This is a genomic window from Baaleninema simplex PCC 7105, assembly GCF_000332355.1.
Lineage (GTDB): Bacteria > Cyanobacteriota > Cyanobacteriia > Cyanobacteriales > Geitlerinemataceae > Baaleninema > Baaleninema simplex.
Genome location: NZ_KB235959.1, coordinates 95,499 through 113,952, shown reverse-complemented (window position 1 = coordinate 113,952; position 18,454 = coordinate 95,499). Strand labels below are relative to the sequence as shown.

Below are 18,454 nucleotides of genomic sequence, written 5' to 3'. Positions count from 1 at the left end.
GTAAAAAAATAATATAAATATTTAACTATCGATCGATCTTATCTCAGGGTAAGATAAAGTACTCAAAGAGATTTGAAGTCTTAAATTATTGTTTGGGGATCGTTAGAGAGAGCGAGAGATACATGAAAAATTTGGATGACTACAAAGTTGATAATCTGTTTTTGCTGATCGGTGAAAATCCTTTACCGAATTATGTTGCTGCCAGAACGCTTTTGAATGAAAGTGGCACAGTTTATCTTGTATTTACCAACCAAACCAAAAGTCAAAAAAACTGCCTAAAGAACAGGAATGTTCTTCAACAACACAATATTAAAACTTGTGAAGTTTATTTAGAAAATGATGGATCTAACGCATACGAAATACACAAGAAAATTCAAAAAAAATGCTTAAAGTTGCCCAACACACAAACGTTGGGTTTGAACTATACAGGTGGCACAAAAGCGATGGCAGTTCATGCATATCGAACTATTCAAGAATGCAATACCGATGCTGATGCTGTTTTTAGCTATCTCGACTCACGCACACTTAAGATGTGGATTGACCGAGAAGGTAATCAACCTTTACAATTTGATGTAACCCTCGATCCACCTTTAAACTTAGAAACTCTTTTTAAACTACACAATAATAACGAGTGGCTTGATAATAAACCTCCTCGTTCAGAACCTGTTTTGCCTGAGATCGAAGCTAAGTTTGCTGAGTTTCATCGTAATGAAAAACTTAAAAAGGAATGGCGAAATTGGTGCGGCCAGAAACTTCATCCTCTAACTAAAGAGAAAACTAAAGTTGGCTTTAAATGGAAAGAAGAAGACGACCTCAACTGTACCCCCCCCATTCGCATTCGCTTAAATGGTTTATCAAAATCTATCAAGAAGATTCTACGAGAGAACCTCGATACCTCTACAGAGAATCTCCAACTTAATATTACGAAGCAAAAGGGGTTTGATAGCTTAACTCATGTTTGTGAATGGCTCGATGGAACCTGGCTAGAGAGTTATGTCTTACAGCAAGTCAAGGAGATTCAGAATAAGTTTGGCATCAAAGAAAGTATGATGTCATTTCATGTCAGGGATTCTCAAAAAACATGGCGAGAAAGATTTGAGTTTGATGTTGCTTTTATAAAAGGATACCAACTTTTCGCCATTTCTTGTACAACTAGTAGTGAAAAAGATCTGTGCAAACAAAAGGCTCTTCGGAGTTTAGGGTGACAGAAAAACTAACTTCACGAGATTTCAAGGGTTTTGGCTCTCGAATCTTCAATTTTTTGTATCATGCTATACATTTATAACCACAAACTCCGAAGACCCAAACAAAAGTTATTTGAAGCTCATTTGCGTGCCAGACAGTTAGGAGGTGATGAAGCCCGAGTTGCTCTTGTTTGTTGTTACGACTTTCCTGAATATATCAAGGATGAGGTAAGATTTGCTATTCCTGACAAAAAAATCCAAGTGTTTGGTCGTCAAGACTTAGCCAATTTAGCTGATGGTATTGACGATTGGATAGACCGCAACAATCAGGAGGCAAATCGATGAGTAATTATGTAGTGACAGCATTGGATACCACAGGGATTCAATCTTATATTTTCAACAGTAACCGTCTGCGGGAAAATATTGGTGCATCCTATCTAGTCGATCGAGCTACAGGGGACTGGGTCAGGGATGAATTGGAAGCTTTAGGAGCTCCAAGGAATCAACAGGAAACTTCAATCAAAAATAGTGGACTTAAAGGAGAACTAATTTATGTCGGAGGTGGTAATGCACTGCTATTATTTAAGTCGGTAGATATTGCCAAACAATTTACTCAAAAACTCAGTCGAAAACTCCTGAAGCAAGCACCAGGAGTAAATCTTGTGGCTGCCCATATAGAGTTTAATTGGGATGATGATGGTAGCCTCAAGGAAAAAGTCGAGTTGCTCCAAGAAGAATTAGAAAAACAAAAGCGATCGAGAAGGACTTCAGTGCCTTTATTGGGATTAGGAGTTACAGCAACCTGTCAGTCAACTCAGCTACCTGCTGTTAATACCAGTGAGGAGTATATAAAATTTAACAAAGAAGATAGAGAAGAAGACATATATTTTATCTCCAGAGAAACCGAAGAAAAACTTAGAGTTGTTTCATCTAAACATGGAGAAACAACAAATGAGGCAAATAAAGCCATACGCTCGAAATTTCAAGAAGTGTTAAAAAATACTCCATATCAATTTCCCTACCGCATGGATCATCTGGGACGGACAAGAGATGACAATAGCTACTATGCCATCGTTCACGCTGATGGTAATAGCATGGGAGAGCGTTTTACAAAGTATGTTGAAAATAGCTCTGAAAACCGTGATTACATTTATCGAATACGGAATTTATCTAAGTCTGTAGATCGAGCAGGATTCAAATCAATTGAAAGAGTAATTCAAATTTTAATTAATTCAATAGATTCAGAAGGCAAGGTTATGGGTCAATTTTCTATCTTTACCCAAGATGGAAAACCTTACTTGCCATTTCGTCCTCTTGTGTACGGAGGTGATGACATTACTTTTGTTTGTGATGGCAGATTAGGGTTAGAATTAGCAGCAATTTTTTTAAAAACGTTACAAAAGCCAAATTTATATTTAGCTGACGGCCAACCTATGACCGCTTGTGCGGGAGTTTGTATTGTGAAGTCTCATTATCCCTTTGCTAGAGCTTATGCCTTGAGTGAGGCGTTATGTAGGAATGCAAAAAGTTTTGTTAGAGATGAGAAACAAAACATAGGGAATACAAACAGTTTTTCTGCAATGGATTGGCATATCGCATCCAGTGGTTTACTGGGTTCAATTGGTGAAATTCGTCAACGAGAATATCAAGTCAATGAGGGCGATTTAACAATGCGTCCTATTTTCATAGAAGATGAAGTCGATCGCTGGCGTACTTGGACTAATTTCACTGATGCAGTTGAATGTTTTAAGGGGAATTTAAAAGACTGTCAAACCTGGAAAAATCGCCGTAATAAGATTATCGCGTTACGAGAAAAATTGCGAGAGGGTAGGAAAGCAACTAACGAATTTCGTAAAGCTTACAGTATTGGCGATTTACCCTTATTGAAAGGAGGATACGATCTAGACGATCTACAAACTAATGGCTGGACTGAAGATCGCTGTGGTTATTTTGATGCGATTGAAGCAATGGAATTTTATTTTCCTTTAAAACAAGGAGATTCAGATGATTGTTTACACATTGCGAATGAGGTTGTTGAGTGATACGACGTTTGGACGTGGGGATGGAGTCGCAGGTTTAGTCGATCGAGAAGTGGAACACGATGCTTATGGATTTCCGTATTTACGGGGGCGAACGTTAAAGGGATTATTGAGAGAAGAATGTGATAATTTAATCACAGCATTACCAACTCCTAGTCTGCAAGAGTATTGGGAAAATGTTGCTTTTAATGTCTTTGGGATACCGGGAAGCACTCGGGATACTATTTCAACAATGCACGTTGGTGATGCTTGTTTACCGGAAGATTTGCGTCAAGCTGTCGCGTATCAGATGCAACTACAAAATAAAAAATTAACATCAGTTGATATTCTGAACTCTTTGACAACAATTCGTCGCCAAACAGCGATCGATCCCAAAACAGGAACGCCAGACGAAGGTAGTTTACGATCTTCTCGTGTTGTGTTGCGCAATTTGGGATTTACAGCAGCCTTAAGTTTTGAGATTCAACCTAGTAATGATGCTTTATCACTGCTCACAGTGGGAAGCCTAGCTTTAAAAAGAGTAGGAAGTGGTAGAAACCGAGGACGAGGGTATGTACAGTGTCATTTATTTGACTCGACATCAAGGGAACTTACAGCAGATTTAACTTTAGTGGATCATTTTGGTGTAGCTGAGGGGGGAGCAGCATGAAAGCAATTACATTTTCACTTAAAACCATACAGCCTGTTTTAGCAACTTCATTTCAAGGCGATCCCAATAGTGATGTGTCTTATCCTTATATTCCGGGGAGTATGATTCGAGGGGTGATAATTAGTCGCTATCTCAAAGATTCGAGAGATTATCTAGATATTGTATCTGATGAAAAAGCTAGATGTTTATTCTTTAACGGGACAACTTGCTACTTGAATGCCTATTTAAAAAGTCAAGAAGGACACCGCACTGCTCCGACGCTTCTTTCTTGGCGAAAGCAGAAGGGAGAAGAGATTAAAACTGATGATGAAAGTATTCTTTTTTATGATTTTAGTGTAAAAAAACCTAGTTCAAATTCTGTTCAATATCAATCGAGCGATGAATTTTGGGTAGAAGAACAAGGATATGTTAGGCAGTATACCGTCGATCGCAGAATTAATATTCATAACCAGCGAGATCGCCGCAAAGGACGCGCCACCAAAACCGAAGGAGAAATTTTCTGTTACGATGCTATAGATGCGGGACAAACCTTTCAGGGTGTTATTCTTTGTCACGAAGCTGACGAACAGCTCGTTCAACTGATTCAAGACTTACTGCAATCGCCTGATGCTTGGTTGGGAGGATCGAGAAGTGCAGGATACGGTCATACTAAGATCGGCGATGTTAAACCTGAGGATTCTTGGAGTGAAGTAGAAAGTCATGTAGAACAAAGAGCTAAAAGTGATATTATTAAAATCACTCTACTCAGTGACTTGATTCTCCGCGATAAGTGGGGACACTATGCAGCCATACCTCCAACTCAGCTACTGTCAGAAAAGTTAGGGATTAAGTTAGATAAACCCAAAGTTGCTTACACTGACAGTGTTGTAATTGGTGGATTTAATCGAAAATGGGGTTTGCCTTTACCGCAAGTTCCAGCCGTCAAAGCGGGTAGCGTATTTGTTTATGAGAATGTCGGAATTACTCCCGAGCAAATTCGTCAGCTAGAAGCAGAGGGAATTGGTGAGCGAAGGGTAGAAGGGTTTGGACGGATTGCTGTCAACTGGAGATTAAAGGAACGCGAATTTCCTGTCAAAAAAACCAATAGACAAAAGCTAAGTAAACGAAAGCAGCCTCAATTACAAAAACGAGAATCAGAGATTCTAGCACGTCAAATGGCAGATCGAATTTTACGCCAGAAGTTAGAGCAGTTACTTTTAGAACAAGTTGAGATTCACCAGTTAGAAGTCAATCGGATAACAAATAGCCAGTTATCTCGTTTGATAGTTGTTACAAGACAAGCTCTAGACGAAAACAGTTATAAACCTCTCAAGGACTTGTTAAAGCAACTTCCTTCTAAAGCTTGCGAACAATACAAACGTAGTAAACTCCATCAAAAAATTGATGAGATATTAAAGGGAGATTGGCTTGAGGAACGTGTTGAGCCAGTCGAAATTGCAGGGAAAGAAGTCACTCTTACAGATGACTTGAAAAGAGAGTATAGCCTACGGTTAATTATGGCGATCGCCAAAAATGCCATGAAGGAGAAGGTCGATGAGTAACGAGCGTTTAAAACGTAGCCAACGTCACATCATCGAACGTATTATTGTTCGCGGAACTTTAGTGTTAGATACACCAACCTGTTTAGGAAGTGGCGACGCTGAAGGCGTTACTGACTTGATGCTTCTGCGCGACAGCATTAGTTCTAATGCTCTCCTAACTGGAGCATCGATCGCGGGTGCTTTACGAAACTATGTTTATGAATATCAGTATGGATACCCAAAAAGAAATAATGACCAAGAAGATGAGCCAAAAAATCCAAATAACATAGCAAACTTGGCAACTTATTTATTTGGTGCAGAACGTAAAGATGAAAATGGCAACCAAAGTCCTTTAATCATTCATGATTCGATTAGCAGTGAAGTTCCTAAAATTGAAATTCGTGATGGAGTCAAAATTAACAATCAAACGGGAACAGCAGATGACAAAAATAAGTACGATCTAGAACTCCTGGCTGCTGGCACTGAATTCCCTCTCTGCTTTGAATTACTGATTGAAAAAGACACAGATAAAAACTTACTTATTGAGGCTCTAGTCTTGGCATTACAAGGATTAGAAAACAAGGAAATTAACATCGGCATGAAAAAGAACAGAGGATTTGGACGTTGCCATGTTGAAAGTTGGGATGTTTGGCAGTTTAACTTACAAGGCTATCGACAAAGATTGGCATGGTTGCTTTTCGATCGAAAGTGTAATCCGAATCCCCAAGATTCTATTTTCCAACAGGGAAAAATAGCAGATATCCTCAAGGTTAAAATTACAAGATCGGACAAGCGTTGTCGTTTTTTCATGAAAGCAACCTTTAAATTAGCAGGTTCTCTACTAATCCGCTCTGGTCATTTTTCGACCGATCCTGTTCCCGATGTCGTACATTTGAAATCTTATCGAAAAAATTCTCAGCAGCCAGAAAACCAGGAACCTGTTTTATCGGGAACAAGTTTAGCTGGAGTATTGCGACATCGTGCCGAACGAATTGTCAAGACTTTAGGCGATTGTAAAACTAGGATTGACGATCTGATTGACGATCTGATTGACGATCTATTTGGAAAGATCGATAAAGATGAAATTGCAAAGAAAGCGAATTCAAGTCGTTTAGTTGTTCGCGAAAGTGTTGTTTATAATGCTGTAGAATTAGTACAAAATCGAATTGCGATCGATCGCTTTACGGGAGGTGCTTATCATGGCGCATTATTCGACGAACAACCCATCTTTGGTAAAAATGGTACGCGGGTAACTTTAGAGTTAGAGTTACGTCAACCCAGTGATGCTGAAATTGGCTTGCTGTTGCTACTGCTGAAAGATTTATGGACAAGTGATTTACCTGTTGGCGGAGAAAGTAGTATTGGCAGAGGTCGTTTAGAAGGTATCGAGGCAGAAATGACGCGATACACGCCAGGAGAAGGCAACGAGACTTGGACAATCAAACAAAATCAAAATAGTCAAAACTTAAAAATCAGCAATGCTCGGGAATTAGAATCTTTTGTTAGCGAGTTTGTCAGGAAGGTAAAGGTGACAGCATGAATAAGTTAATATGTCTCTCCCATCTATCTACGGATATTATAAAAGAAGATAATAACGATACTTTGAGTGCTTGGATAGAGAAGCAGGCTAAAGAATGGCAACTCGAATATCTTTTAGCTCATGCTGAAGATGGAGTGATTTGGGGGAAATTTAATGATAACTACAAGCTGATTACTGCTGACGAAGTGTTCGATGGAAAAATTTTTAGAGTAGATTTACCGAAACTCCGAATCTGTACGCTTCAGCAGTGCCGAATATTTGGAGACAATGGAGAAATCTTGCTGTGGCGTACTGATGAAGGCTGGCAATCTCGCATCGTTCAAGATAACCTAGAAGTGGACTATCTTGAAGAATGGCAAATTCTCTGGGGAACTCAAAAAGAAAAAGGTCATAATCAAGAGGATGGCGAGAGAAATGGATTTACTCTTCTCTCCGATGGTTCTCAAGGACTGAAACATGCAGTTCCTATATCTGTAGGAGAAGATTATTTCAGTAAGAATAAACAGAAGCTACATCGTCCAGTGCGATTACTCGTTCGTCATTACATTGACTATAATGATTCGGGAATTGCTCGACTTTTTCTCAGTCGTCTAGTTAAGTTAAAACCTGTACCAGAGAAAAAAATGACACCTAAGCATATCCAGAAAGTTCCGGACAATAAAAAAAAAGCGATCGCACCTTATAATTTTGTCGAACTCCCCGATAAGGTTGTTGAAGCAGAGCTAGATGCTAATGGTGAATTGCGAGATAACGATCGTTACTACACAGATCGCAATACAGGTTGAATCGAATGCACTTTAACGACCTCATCTCCTCTTTACACTCGCTGTGGACTAACACTAGATCAATTTCAAAAGCAAATAGAAGCGAAAGATCTGCCAGAGTTTTTCTACATCGATGAAGAGACGAAACTTCCTGTGATTCCAGGCAGTAGCTTACGAGGAATGATGAGAACTTTGGTAGAAATAGCTAGCTTCAGTAAAATCGATTTGGTATCTGAATATCAAAAGTTTTTCTTTCGTGCTGTTGCTGCGGATGATGAAGATCCACTAAAACATTATAAAGATATTCTAAAAAACGTGCAGGCCGGTTACTTAAAGTTTGATAAACACACTCAAAAATGGCTTATTTGTCCGGCTATTAAAATCGGAAGAAATAACTATACAAAAATAAAAGAACCAAGAAACAAAAATGACATCAACGCGAAACAACTTCCCTCTCTCGTATTAATGAAAGAAGAGAACTATCTTCCGCAATATATTCAAGTAAGTTTTAAGGTTAAGGGTAAATCTGTATGGGTTAGTGAAGATATTCAAGAGTATAAAGACAACCAAGGTTGGCTAGTAACTAGCGGTAATATGCTAGAAACGAGCAATATTACTACAGAATCTGAACGAGAAAATAAACTGAACAGCAAGGAGGGTCGTAAGTATCACTATATTATTCCTCTTAAAACGACAAATGAGCGTCTTGAAATTAGTTCAGATGCAATTTTAGATTACAAAGCCTCACTCACCAGTTTTCAGAATGGCAAGTTTTTTAAGAATAAAAATAATCCTAACAAAAATCCATTTCAAGAAGATAGGGGTGTTTTGGAAGATGGTAGACCTATTTTCTATTGCCAGCCTAAACGTGGAGAATCGGTGAGACTATTTGGTCAAAGTCCTAATTTCCGAATTCCATACATACCAGAGGGAAAAACAAGAGCGGCTTCTGCTGTTGATTTTATCCCAGATAATTTGAAAGATATAACGATTGTTGACGATTTGAAAGATATAACTATCGTGGATTTGGCAGATGCTATTTTTGGTTGGGTTAGACGTGAAATCCCAGAAAAGAGATTACCTAAAGAAATAGAGAAACAACGGGCAGGACGAGTTTTCTTCAGCAATGCCAAATATAAAAGCGATGAAAATGGTATTTGGTATGCTGGCAATCAAGAAGATCGAGTAACTCCTCAAATTCTGGCGAGTCCTAAACCCACTACATTTCAACACTATTTAGTTCAGCCAGAAGAAACGAAAGCTGACAAGAAGAATCTAAAACACTATGCCAGTAAACCTGGAGAAGAGACAGTTATTCGAGGACACAAGCTTTACTGGCATAAAGGGAATGACCCTAATTTTAAACATCCAAATCCAAAGGAGTCGCCTGATACTCAGTTAACTGAGATTAAACCAATCAAAAAAGGGGTAAAATTTGAGTTCACTATCCGCTTTGAAAACCTAAGTCATGTAGAGGTAGGGGCATTAATGTGGGTTCTCGATATCGCTCGCAACGATAGCTATCGCCTAAAGCTCGGAATGGGAAAACCTTTAGGTATGGGAGCCGTCAAAATTGAATCTAAGCTGTACTTGAGCGATCGAACTAAACGATATACTCAATTATTTGAGGGTAACAACTGGCAAACAGCAGAAACTCTGGAAAGCGATCCAGACTGCCAGCAACTCTTTGAAAATTATATGCTAGAACAACTTAGAATACATGGGAGTTTTAAAGATATTCGCCGAATCCAGATGCTTCTGGAAATGCTGAAGTGGGAAGAAGATCCATCGCAAGAATATCTAGAGCAAAGGCGTTATATGGAAATTGAGCGCAAACAACAACCTCGCCTAGGAAATGACGAGAATGAATATAAAGAGCGGCGAGTTTTACCAACTCCTTTGCAGATCGCAAAACCTAGTGATTTTGAAAACCATTAAAACTTGAATTTATCAGCAGCTTCAGCAATAACTACAGCTTCGGTAACAAACCGAATGATATCCTCATCGGTAGTTCATATCTTGACCGCTTCCGCTTTGGCAACGATATCGTGACGGACTTTAAGGATGGTGTTGATGCGATCGCTCTTCCTCAAGAGTTGTTGGCAGAAGTCCAGTCGCGGACTGCGATCGCCACTAACGTCGAAGGCGGCGCACCTCAGTGGTGCAGAAAACTTTTCAAGATCGGGGATTGACAAAATACATAAAATATGTATTAGGAATAGAACCAGATCCCCGGCATCTTGGAGATGCCGGGGATCTCCGGCAGCCATTTACCGATCTGGGATTTTGCGGACAACCTTTTAATACGGCGATATCTTTTCTAACAAGGGTTTCAGGACTTTTCTGCACCACTAAGGGCGGCGCACTCATCGAATTCAACGAAAACACCTCGGTCTTGCTGCAAAACGTGGATGCGTCGCTGATTGAAGCCACGGATTTCGTCAGCGTGGTTTAGATTCCGTCTGAGGATACCGCATCTTTAAGCTTCAACCCCTGTCGCTACAGCAGGGGTTTTTTCAGTGGCGACATCGCCAACTCCCTCGACGCTACAATCGGTTTAGCACCTCACCACCTCTCGCGTCTACAAACTTATGGCATCGAATCCGTTTTTTGTCGGTGGCCCGGTTCGACCGGAGTATTTTGTCGGACGGGAGTTAGAAGTCAACATCGCCTTCGACCAAATCGCCAAACGCGCACACGCAGCGTTTTACGGAAGTCCGGGGATGGGGAAGTCGTCGCTGTTGCGGTATCTCGCCTCGCCACAAGTCTGGGAATCGCGGGGAAAGGATTTTTCTGAGGCGATCGCCATCTATCTCAACTGTACGACGAGCGTTCTACCGTTTACCCCCGATCGCTTTTGGCGAGAAGTGTTGATGCAGCTGCGAGAGGAAGTGCAAGAGGACGAGGTGTTAGTTGAGGAAATCGACACAATTTTTACTGAAGACATCGTGGAAATGTCTGACGTTCGCAGTTTGTTGCGACAACTGGGACGGCGCGATAAATTTCTGTTGTTACTCCTCGACGATTACGACGGTGCGTTATCGCCAAACGAGAAATATACGGAAGCGGAAATGCTGATTTTCCTGAGTGAGTTTCGGGATTTGGCGGTACATCGGCGAGAAGGGGAGTTTCTGTCTACGATCGTCACGACGTTTCGACGCCTCACAGAACTGGGGCCTACGCTTCCGCCGAGTGGTTCGCCGTGGTACAACCATTATTTGTTTCAACCGTTGAAACCGTTTTCTGAGGCTGAGGTGGAGGCGCGATTTTTTAGTTCGAACTCGCCGTTGTGGATTCCGGTTTCGTCGAAGTTACAAGACGGGGTGCGATCGATCTCCGACGGACATCCGGCGTTGTTGCAGAATGCGGGATATTTACTCTACGCGATTCAGAAAAACCAGCAAACGCCACAAATCGATCGCTTTACGCAGGATTTTATCAGTCAGACGGAGCAATTTTTTCGGGATACTTGGGAGTTTTCGACGGATATCGAACAGGTGTTGATGATGTTGGTGGCGTTGTCGCATTTAGAGGGTCGGTTGCACGATCGCCAGTATGCGATCGGCGATTTGGATTTGATTTTCAGTCAGCGAAATCGGGAACTCATCGATTTGGAGGAACGGGGAGTTTTACGACAGTTTCGTCGCGATGAAAAGATAATTTACGAGTTCGCGTCGTCGGTGATGGAATGGTGGGTGGTTCGGGAAATTGAAAATAGCGATGAGGCGGAATTACAACGGCGCGAAAAGGTATTTTTAAAGTTGATGAGCCGCGATCGCGCGTCGCAAATTCAGAATACGATCCGCACGCTTTGGCAATATCGAGATACGGTTCAGTCGATCGTGACTTGGATCGTGGCTAAGTTTGGGGGTGTTTGAGGGTTGAGGAGTTGTATTTGACAGGTAAAATGCACCCGACCGATCGAGTTCACCACAGAGACACAGAGGACACGGAGAATAAATTGAAATAAATTTCGATATTGAGGTCTTATTAAAAACAAAGAAACTGGCTCTGTTGGGTTTTGGTTCTCTCAATCCAACCTATTTTGAGAATAATTGGATATCAAAGGATGCTCGATATCATTTTTGTGAATAATGGTTCATATTGAAAATCCTTATATTATCGGTCGTCCCATTCGGAAATCGTCTAATTTTTTTGGGCGAGAACGGTTGTTTGAATTCGTTCGAGATAGCTTAACTCAAGGCTCTAAAATTATTTTACTTCACGGACAGAGGCGAATCGGAAAATCTTCTATACTCACACAAATTCCGTTGAAAGTTATTTTAGAGAACTTTGTTTTTGCCAATCTTTCTTTGGAAGGTAAAAGTCAAAAGAAACTCGGAGAAGTTTTATGGGAGATCGCGCGGGATATTCGAGATGAATTGGAACTGTCGCGATCGCAACTTGAAATCGCTGCAAAATCTGAGTTTCTCGAAAATCCCGATCGCTTTGCAGACGAGTTTTTACCGCATCTATTTGAAATTTTAGAAGATCGAAATTTAGTATTATTGTTCGACGAATTTGACGTTCTGGTTGAAGATCGTCCCGACGCCGCCGCACATCACTTTTTTCCCTATCTAAACAGCTTAGTTCGTCAGTTCGATCGCCTTTACGCCATTCCCACTATTGGACGTCAACTCAGTGACGTTCCGACGTTATTAAACCTGTTTAAAGAAGCGCCACACCAAGAAATTAGTTTGCTCGATGAAACAAGCGCCGAACGCGCCATTATCGAACCCGCAAAAGGTGTTTTAAATTACAGTTCTGATGCAATTCGCGCCGTCCTCGATTTAACGGCGGGACATCCTTATTTTACGCAAGTTGTCTGTTTCGCGCTGTTCGCACAAGCGCGGGAGTCGCACTCTGTTCGATCGCCAAACCATACGAGACTGGAAACACCAATTTTAGGAACTGTAACGCAGCTAGATGTCGAACGCATTTGCGATCGCGCGATCGAACTTGGCGAAGCGGGTTTGGCTTGGTTTCGCGACGGTTTACCGATTCCCGAACGAGTCGTCTTTTCGGCGATCGCACAACTTTCTCTCGACAATTTTCCTGAAACTCAAGCGAACGAGTTTCGCTTTGGAAACCAACCCGTCAGTCGGGAATTCTTCCAAGTCTTGGAAGGAATGTTAAAATCCATCGCCTATAAAATCGCCGAACTTCTCAACGCCGATCGCGCGACGATTTATCTTCTCGATGAGGAAAACGACGAACTTTGGTCGATCGTCGCACAGGGGGAAGACAAAGAACTGCGATTTCCCAAAAATTTAGGAATCGCCGGGGAAGTGGCGCAGTCGAAAGAGGCGACGAACATTCAATTCGATTTTTACGACGATCCGCGATCGCAAACGGCGCAACAAATCGAACGAGAACGGGGATATCGCACCTATACGATGTTGACGCTTCCCCTCTCGAACAATCAAGGGGAGTTAGTGGCGGTGATTCAGTTTATTAACAAGTTAAAGAGCGATCGCAATGTCAACGCACCCCTCTGCGAACAAATCGAAAAACCGGGATTTAGTGACGGCGATACTGAAACCTTTAAGGGATTTGCCAATTTCCTGCTGTTGATTTTAGAATCGTCGCGGAAGTTTTACGAGGCGATTCAGCGTCAACGTTACGTCGATAAACTCGTCGATGCGTTACACTCTCTCGGGGAACGCCATCTTTCTTTTGAAGAGACGCTGACGCAGGTGATGGAAGAGGCGAAACAGCTTCTCAACGCCGATCGCGCCACGGTATGGCTGCTCGATCGCAATTCTAAGACATTATGGACGAAAATTCCTCGAGCGGACGGATCGCTAAAGGAAATGCAACTGGAGATCGGCGAGGGATTTGCTGGAGAAGTCGCACAAAACCGCCAAATTACGAACGTTTCTTTCGATTTGTACGACTATGACGGATCTCATACGGCGAAAAAATTCGATAAGGCGAACGGCTACCGTACCTGTAGTTTACTCTGTATGCCGGTTCTCAATCCCGACGGGGAACTCATCGGCGTCACGCAATTGGTGAACAAAACTAAACCCGGCCAACACTATCAACCCTATCATCCCGAAGACTGGCCCGAAGCGCCAGCGCAATGGCGAACCAGTTTCACGAAAACCGACATTGAGGTGATGGAGAGTTTCAACCGACGCGCTGCGACGATTTTACAGCAAGCGGTGTTTTCGAGCGATCGCCAGTCGGGAAAAGCCTTTACAGTTTTGGAAAATCAGGGAGTCGAGATTGTCGAATCTCTCTATCGAGCTTACCAGCGGTTGGAGGATTGGCATTACATCCATCGCGATCGCGTGGTGGTGGATATCGTTCGGCGGTGGTTGGTGAAAAACTATCCGGTGTCGCGGGAGATTTTCGAGTTGGAACGGTTGGATAAGGAGGCGCAACACCGATACGATCGCGCGAAACAGTTGCGTTTAGAAGGGAATCCCGAGGCGGCGATCGCACTTTACCGTCAAACCCTCGATCGCAACCCCAACCATTTTCACGCCTTGTTCGAGTTGGCGCAGGTGTATTTGGACACCCAGCAATTCGAGAACGCGGTAGGGTGTTACCGTCGCGCCTATCGCGTCGATCGCGTTCGCAACGGGGAAGAGTACGTGCGATCGTTGTGGGAGCATGGCGTACAGTTGTTTGAAAGGGGAATTTGGTACGATGCCGCAGTACAGTTCGAGCGTATTTTGTCCGTACAACCGGGTTCGGTAGACGCCAAGCAGAAACTCGAGGAGATTCAACAGATGCGAGTGGGTATCGAACTCGCGATCGACTCGCAACTTATCGAACCCGATGTCAACCGTAAGTTAGATCGGTTGAAATCCTCGCCACATCCCGACGCTGTAACCCTCGTCGATCGCTTGGAACGGTTGAAAGCCGAAATCGCCACTTCGCCGGAGTTAGATGAAGACGATCGCGCCGAAGCGGAGTTGCAAATCGCGCGGTTGGCGGAGTCGGGAAGCGATTTAAGCCATCCAGCGAAGCACAAACAGGCGAAAACGGCGTTGAAAATTCTTAAAGGAACGATGGTAGATTTGTCAGAGCGATCGAGTTTGTGGCGATCGTTCCAACAGGTGTTACCGGAGTTGAAACACCATTTAAATTTGTGAGATAAATGTAAGAGGGTAGGGTACGTGACTTGAAAAATCGAGTGTAAATCCTTAGACCAATAAATCGTCACGCACCACCAAGGTACACCGCCAACATACAAGAAAATCGGTGCGTTACGGCGGAAATTAAATTGTCTGGTTTCCCCAAAATTCCCAAGCCGCCTAACGCACCCTACCGCTAACTTTAACCAAGAAAATCGGTGCGTTACGGCGGAAATTAAATTGTCTGGTTTTCCCGCAATTCCCAAGCCGCCTAACGCACCCTACCGCTAACTTTACCCAAGCTAGACTTTCCGAAAATCGGTGCGTTACGGCGGAAATTAAATTGTCTGGTTTTCCCGCAATTCCCAAGCCGTCTAACGCACCCTACCGCTAACTTTACCCAAGAAAATCGGTGCGTTACGGCGGAAATTAAATTGTCTGGTTTTCCCGCAATTCCCAAGCCGCCTAACGTACCCTACCGCTAACTTTCCCCAAGAAAATCGGTGCGTTACGGCGGAAATTAAATTGTCTGGTTTCCCCAAAATTCCCAAGCTGCCTAACGCACCCTACCGCTAACTTTTTTTACAAACCCTAACTATAACTTCCGTTGTCCGTAGCGTAACAACGTCTCGATCGCCACCAAACGATTTTGCCACGTCGCCACCTGGTAGGGATTGCTCAACCGCTGCAACTGCAACCAATCCGAAAAGTTAGATCGATAACCCTTCAACCGATCGATCGCCACTGAAAGATTGTCCTTCGTGGGATTTTCCGCCAGGCGATCGAGCGCCTTCGACAACTCCAAATCCGCCGCTTGCCACTGCACCAACTCCTCATCATCAATCCACAATCGTTCTGTCGCCAAAGCCGCTTGCCACTCTCCCTGTAACGCACGATATCGCGCCGAGGCTGCTTTAAACGGATGTCGGTAAGGAATCGGATCGTTTTTCGCTTCCCCCTGAGTACGACGCAGAATTTCATAGAGGCGATCGTCCAACATTTCCGCCGCAAACAACGCATAACCGTTGGTGGCGCGATCGCGAATTAACTGCATTTGGTCGATCGCCACAATTTCAGAAAGTCCGTGCAACTTCACCGCCGGAACGATGGGAACGCCGACGGGAACGTTTTCTAACATCGGCTCGACAATACGTCCGAGACGGTTGGTATCCTGGGCGTAAGTCATGGGAACCACCAGATCGACGCTGCCGTTTTCGATCCAAGTTTCCCAATGCTGCTGAATTTTATGGATGCGATCGTGTGTCGATTGGGGAAATACCGCTACCGAGAGAATTAAATCCGGATCGCGACTGGCCAAATGGCGATCGACTTCCGCCACAAACGACGTAATCTGTTCGACGCGAAAATCTGTCCACTGCTGCCACAAGTCCACCTGACGGGGAGACAAATCCATCGGATCGACTCCCGTTAACTCCCGAAATCGCTGGCGTGCGGCGTCTCCGTAACCGTAAGTCCGTTCGGCGCTCGGATCTTGGAACGGATAGCGGATGTAATCGAGTTGAATGCCGTCTACTTCGTAGTTGCGGACGATTTCGTCGATGACGCGAATGATATACCACCGCGCCTCGGGATTGGCCGGATCGAGAAAGGTTTTGCGAGAACCGGGGTGACGAATTTGTCCGCGATCGTCGCGATTGGCCCACTCGGGATGTTCTTGGAGAACCGGACTGAGAAAGTCTGAAGACTGCCCTAAAAGCAGGTTGTGACGTTCGTTTCCCACTGCAAACGTCCAAATCCAGGCGTGGAGTTCCATTCCCCGTTCTCGCGCCAGTTCGATCGCCGCCTGAAGCGGATCCCAACCTTCCGTTAAGGGGTTTTGCGCCGGGGCGATTTCTGTCGGATAAATGGGATAACCGGCGTTGACGGTTTCAAAGAAAACGGTGTTGATTCCGGCGGAGGCGAAGCGATCGAACATCTCCACTAAACCCGCTTTCGATCCCGCCTTGACGATCGAACCGCGATCGAGCCAAATGGCTCGGACTTCCGGTTGCGCTCGCAGGCGATCGTTCGGATAGCTGTTCCAGAGTTGCTGTCTGGCTTCTAGCCACTGCGATCGCGCTTGGCGGTAGTTTTGTCGATCGACCCACTCTGGAAATGCTCGCAATACTGACGCGGCCAGTTCCACGGCGTCCGGTGAAGACGACACCGTTTCGAGATCGCGACTGGCTTGGAGTTGTTCGAGACTCTCAGCATCCGTTGGATTCGCCGCTCGTGCGGCGAGAATCGCACTTTCAACTCGACCGAGGAGTTGTCTGAGTTCCTTTTGCATCGTCAAGGCGATAACGTTGTCGATGGGGGCGTCGCCGGGTTCGACTTGCAAGCCAGGGGGGGCGGTTTGAGAGGCCGGATCGCTCAGTTCGATCTCAGTCGTGTCGCTGTCGCTGCGAGCGATCGGGGGGGGAGAACTTGAAATTTGGGGAGTTGGCGTCGGTTCTGGAGACGGAGACGCCGAAATTTGGGGAGTTGGCGTCGGTTCTGGAGACGGAGACGCCGAAATTTGGGGAGTTGGCGTCGGTGAGGTTTTGGGGGAAGCGGCGAGACTCTCGGCGTTCAGACGCTCCATCGCTCCTTCTAACCAAGCGCGATCGAACTCAACAGTACTCTCGTCTCCAGCCCCCCACGACCACCCGAAATAGGTTGCAGTGGGCGAAACGGCAATGGCAACGCCCCGTCCGGTGACGCGCCAGTAGGCCGACGCTCGGGCGCGATCGTCCACCAGTTGCAGAATACCGCCGGGCCGTCGGGGATGGGTGTGTGTCGCGGGCATCCACAACGGGTTCGAGCAGTTGGAATTTTCGACATCGCAGGGGTCGGTTAGCAATTGCAGCGAGGCCGCTTGCGGTAGGGCGATCGTCCAGCGCACGCCTAGCAGTTCTTCGAGCTGTCGCCGCACTCGCCGCGAGGAGTCTACTGCCAAAGGGCCGCTGACGATAAGCTGTCCGCCGCGATCGACCCATTGCGCGAGTAAGTCGGCTTGACGACGGGTGAGGGTTTCGCGATCGGGGAGAAACAGCACGGTCGCGCGACCGAAATCGGACAGCGATCGCACGTTTTGCCAGTCGAATACCTGATAGTCGATCGCAGATCCCTCGAGACGCCGTTCGATGCCTTCCCAAATATCGAGGTTGTCGTCACTGCGAAGAACGCCCAGACGCTCGGCCGCTTCGGCCGCCAGTCCCCCCATGAAGGTGGTGGAGATGGCTAGAAGTGCCACAGCGAGACGTTTGAGGGGAGAGGGGGAGCAGGGGGAGAGGGGAGAGGGGGGAGAGGGGGAGAGGGGGGAGAGGGGGAGAGGGGGAGAGGGGGAGCCGAGGTCTGGGTGGCGATCGCGGTTTGGACTGTTATGTTCGATCGAGTTTCTATCTTTTATTTTTTCTTTTTTTGTGTTATAATTGGGTATCTTATTTTTGTTTTTTTGAGTATTAAAAACGTTCGAGCGGTTTTGAGTTTTTCTAGAAAAGAATAGCATCTTTCGCGTGTGGGAGCTAAGTAAAGGATAGGTTGTCAGTACGGCGAGCGTACCGCTCTAACAGGAATTTTAAGCAGTTTTGAACGCGATCGCCTCCTGATACTCCATCCTTTCCCGATAAGCTAGTGCAGCGTCAAAACTTAATTTTAGGGTAGACCGAGGCCAGCTTGCAGCGTGCGT

Annotated in this window: 13 protein-coding genes; 11 read left to right on the top strand and 2 right to left on the bottom strand. The window is 44.7% G+C overall.

The window, feature by feature from the left end; genetic code table 11:
* Positions 1 to 122 precede the first annotated feature (122 nt).
* From GEI7105_RS39105 to GEI7105_RS0120405, 8 genes are all read left to right on the top strand, one after another.
* A complete protein-coding gene (locus tag GEI7105_RS39105; RefSeq protein ID WP_017662278.1) occupies positions 123 to 1,205 on the top strand; it encodes a PDDEXK family nuclease in 1,083 nt (360 codons plus the stop codon).
* Between the two features lie 63 nt (positions 1,206 to 1,268).
* On the top strand, positions 1,269 to 1,529 hold the full coding sequence (locus GEI7105_RS31615; RefSeq protein WP_017662277.1) for a hypothetical protein: 261 nt from the start codon (positions 1,269 to 1,271) through the stop codon (positions 1,527 to 1,529).
* On the top strand, positions 1,526 to 3,226 hold the full coding sequence (locus tag GEI7105_RS0120425; protein WP_017662276.1) for a Cas10/Cmr2 second palm domain-containing protein: 1,701 nt from the start codon (positions 1,526 to 1,528) through the stop codon (positions 3,224 to 3,226). The genes GEI7105_RS31615 and GEI7105_RS0120425 overlap by 4 nt, the downstream gene beginning before the upstream one ends.
* The gene (locus GEI7105_RS35260; RefSeq protein ID WP_071592090.1) at positions 3,189 to 3,872 is read left to right on the top strand and encodes an RAMP superfamily CRISPR-associated protein; all 684 of its coding nucleotides are present in this window, start codon (positions 3,189 to 3,191) and stop codon (positions 3,870 to 3,872) included. The genes GEI7105_RS0120425 and GEI7105_RS35260 overlap by 38 nt, the downstream gene beginning before the upstream one ends.
* Positions 3,869 to 5,413 (top strand): RAMP superfamily CRISPR-associated protein, encoded by a 1,545-nt coding sequence (locus tag GEI7105_RS0120420; protein ID WP_026097819.1) that lies wholly within the window; start codon positions 3,869 to 3,871, stop codon positions 5,411 to 5,413. The genes GEI7105_RS35260 and GEI7105_RS0120420 overlap by 4 nt, the downstream gene beginning before the upstream one ends.
* Positions 5,406 to 6,932 (top strand): RAMP superfamily CRISPR-associated protein, encoded by a 1,527-nt coding sequence (locus GEI7105_RS0120415; protein ID WP_017662274.1) that lies wholly within the window; start codon positions 5,406 to 5,408, stop codon positions 6,930 to 6,932. The genes GEI7105_RS0120420 and GEI7105_RS0120415 overlap by 8 nt, the downstream gene beginning before the upstream one ends.
* A complete protein-coding gene (csx19, locus tag GEI7105_RS36230; protein ID WP_017662273.1) occupies positions 6,929 to 7,717 on the top strand; it encodes a type III-D CRISPR-associated protein Csx19 in 789 nt (262 codons plus the stop codon). The genes GEI7105_RS0120415 and csx19 overlap by 4 nt, the downstream gene beginning before the upstream one ends.
* Positions 7,718 to 9,634, top strand: coding sequence for a TIGR03986 family type III CRISPR-associated RAMP protein (locus tag GEI7105_RS0120405; protein ID WP_083862476.1), 1,917 nt, complete (start codon positions 7,718 to 7,720; stop codon positions 9,632 to 9,634).
* A gap of 74 nt (positions 9,635 to 9,708) precedes the next feature.
* Here the strand turns inward: GEI7105_RS0120405 and GEI7105_RS0120400 are convergent, their stop codons facing one another.
* A complete protein-coding gene (locus tag GEI7105_RS0120400; RefSeq protein WP_144053963.1) occupies positions 9,709 to 9,891 on the bottom strand; it encodes a hypothetical protein in 183 nt (60 codons plus the stop codon).
* Between GEI7105_RS0120400 and GEI7105_RS37650 the strand changes: the two genes are divergently transcribed.
* The 3 genes from GEI7105_RS37650 (at position 9,885) to GEI7105_RS33745 (ending at position 14,802) form a co-directional block, all read left to right on the top strand.
* Complete coding sequence (locus tag GEI7105_RS37650; RefSeq protein WP_144053962.1) at positions 9,885 to 10,151, top strand: hypothetical protein; 267 nt, start codon at positions 9,885 to 9,887, stop codon at positions 10,149 to 10,151. The two genes, GEI7105_RS0120400 and GEI7105_RS37650, sit on opposite strands and share 7 nt — an antisense overlap.
* Positions 10,152 to 10,287: 136 nt before the next feature.
* Complete coding sequence (locus tag GEI7105_RS0120395; protein WP_017662270.1) at positions 10,288 to 11,574, top strand: AAA family ATPase; 1,287 nt, start codon at positions 10,288 to 10,290, stop codon at positions 11,572 to 11,574.
* Between the two features lie 216 nt (positions 11,575 to 11,790).
* Positions 11,791 to 14,802, top strand: coding sequence for a GAF domain-containing protein (locus GEI7105_RS33745; protein WP_017662269.1), 3,012 nt, complete (start codon positions 11,791 to 11,793; stop codon positions 14,800 to 14,802).
* Between the two features lie 577 nt (positions 14,803 to 15,379).
* Here the strand turns inward: GEI7105_RS33745 and GEI7105_RS31600 are convergent.
* On the bottom strand, positions 15,380 to 18,019 hold the full coding sequence (locus tag GEI7105_RS31600) for a family 10 glycosylhydrolase (RefSeq protein WP_071592113.1): 2,640 nt from the start codon (positions 18,017 to 18,019) through the stop codon (positions 15,380 to 15,382).
* Between the last annotated feature and the right edge of the window lie 435 nt (positions 18,020 to 18,454).

Bases quoted from the DNA above. Each gene is read 5' to 3' on its own strand.
- GEI7105_RS0120395 (WP_017662270.1), top strand. From the start codon at position 10,288: ATGGCATCGAATCCGTTTTTTGTCGGTGGCCCGGTTCGACCGGAGTAT.
- csx19 (WP_017662273.1), top strand. From the start codon at position 6,929: ATGAATAAGTTAATATGTCTCTCCCATCTATCTACGGATATTATAAAA.
- GEI7105_RS33745 (WP_017662269.1), top strand. From the start codon at position 11,791: ATGGTTCATATTGAAAATCCTTATATTATCGGTCGTCCCATTCGGAAA.
- GEI7105_RS0120425 (WP_017662276.1), top strand. From the start codon at position 1,526: ATGAGTAATTATGTAGTGACAGCATTGGATACCACAGGGATTCAATCT.
- GEI7105_RS0120420 (WP_026097819.1), top strand. From the start codon at position 3,869: ATGAAAGCAATTACATTTTCACTTAAAACCATACAGCCTGTTTTAGCA.
- GEI7105_RS31615 (WP_017662277.1), top strand. From the start codon at position 1,269: ATGCTATACATTTATAACCACAAACTCCGAAGACCCAAACAAAAGTTA.
- GEI7105_RS39105 (WP_017662278.1), top strand. From the start codon at position 123: ATGAAAAATTTGGATGACTACAAAGTTGATAATCTGTTTTTGCTGATC.
- GEI7105_RS35260 (WP_071592090.1), top strand. From the start codon at position 3,189: ATGATTGTTTACACATTGCGAATGAGGTTGTTGAGTGATACGACGTTT.
- GEI7105_RS0120415 (WP_017662274.1), top strand. From the start codon at position 5,406: ATGAGTAACGAGCGTTTAAAACGTAGCCAACGTCACATCATCGAACGT.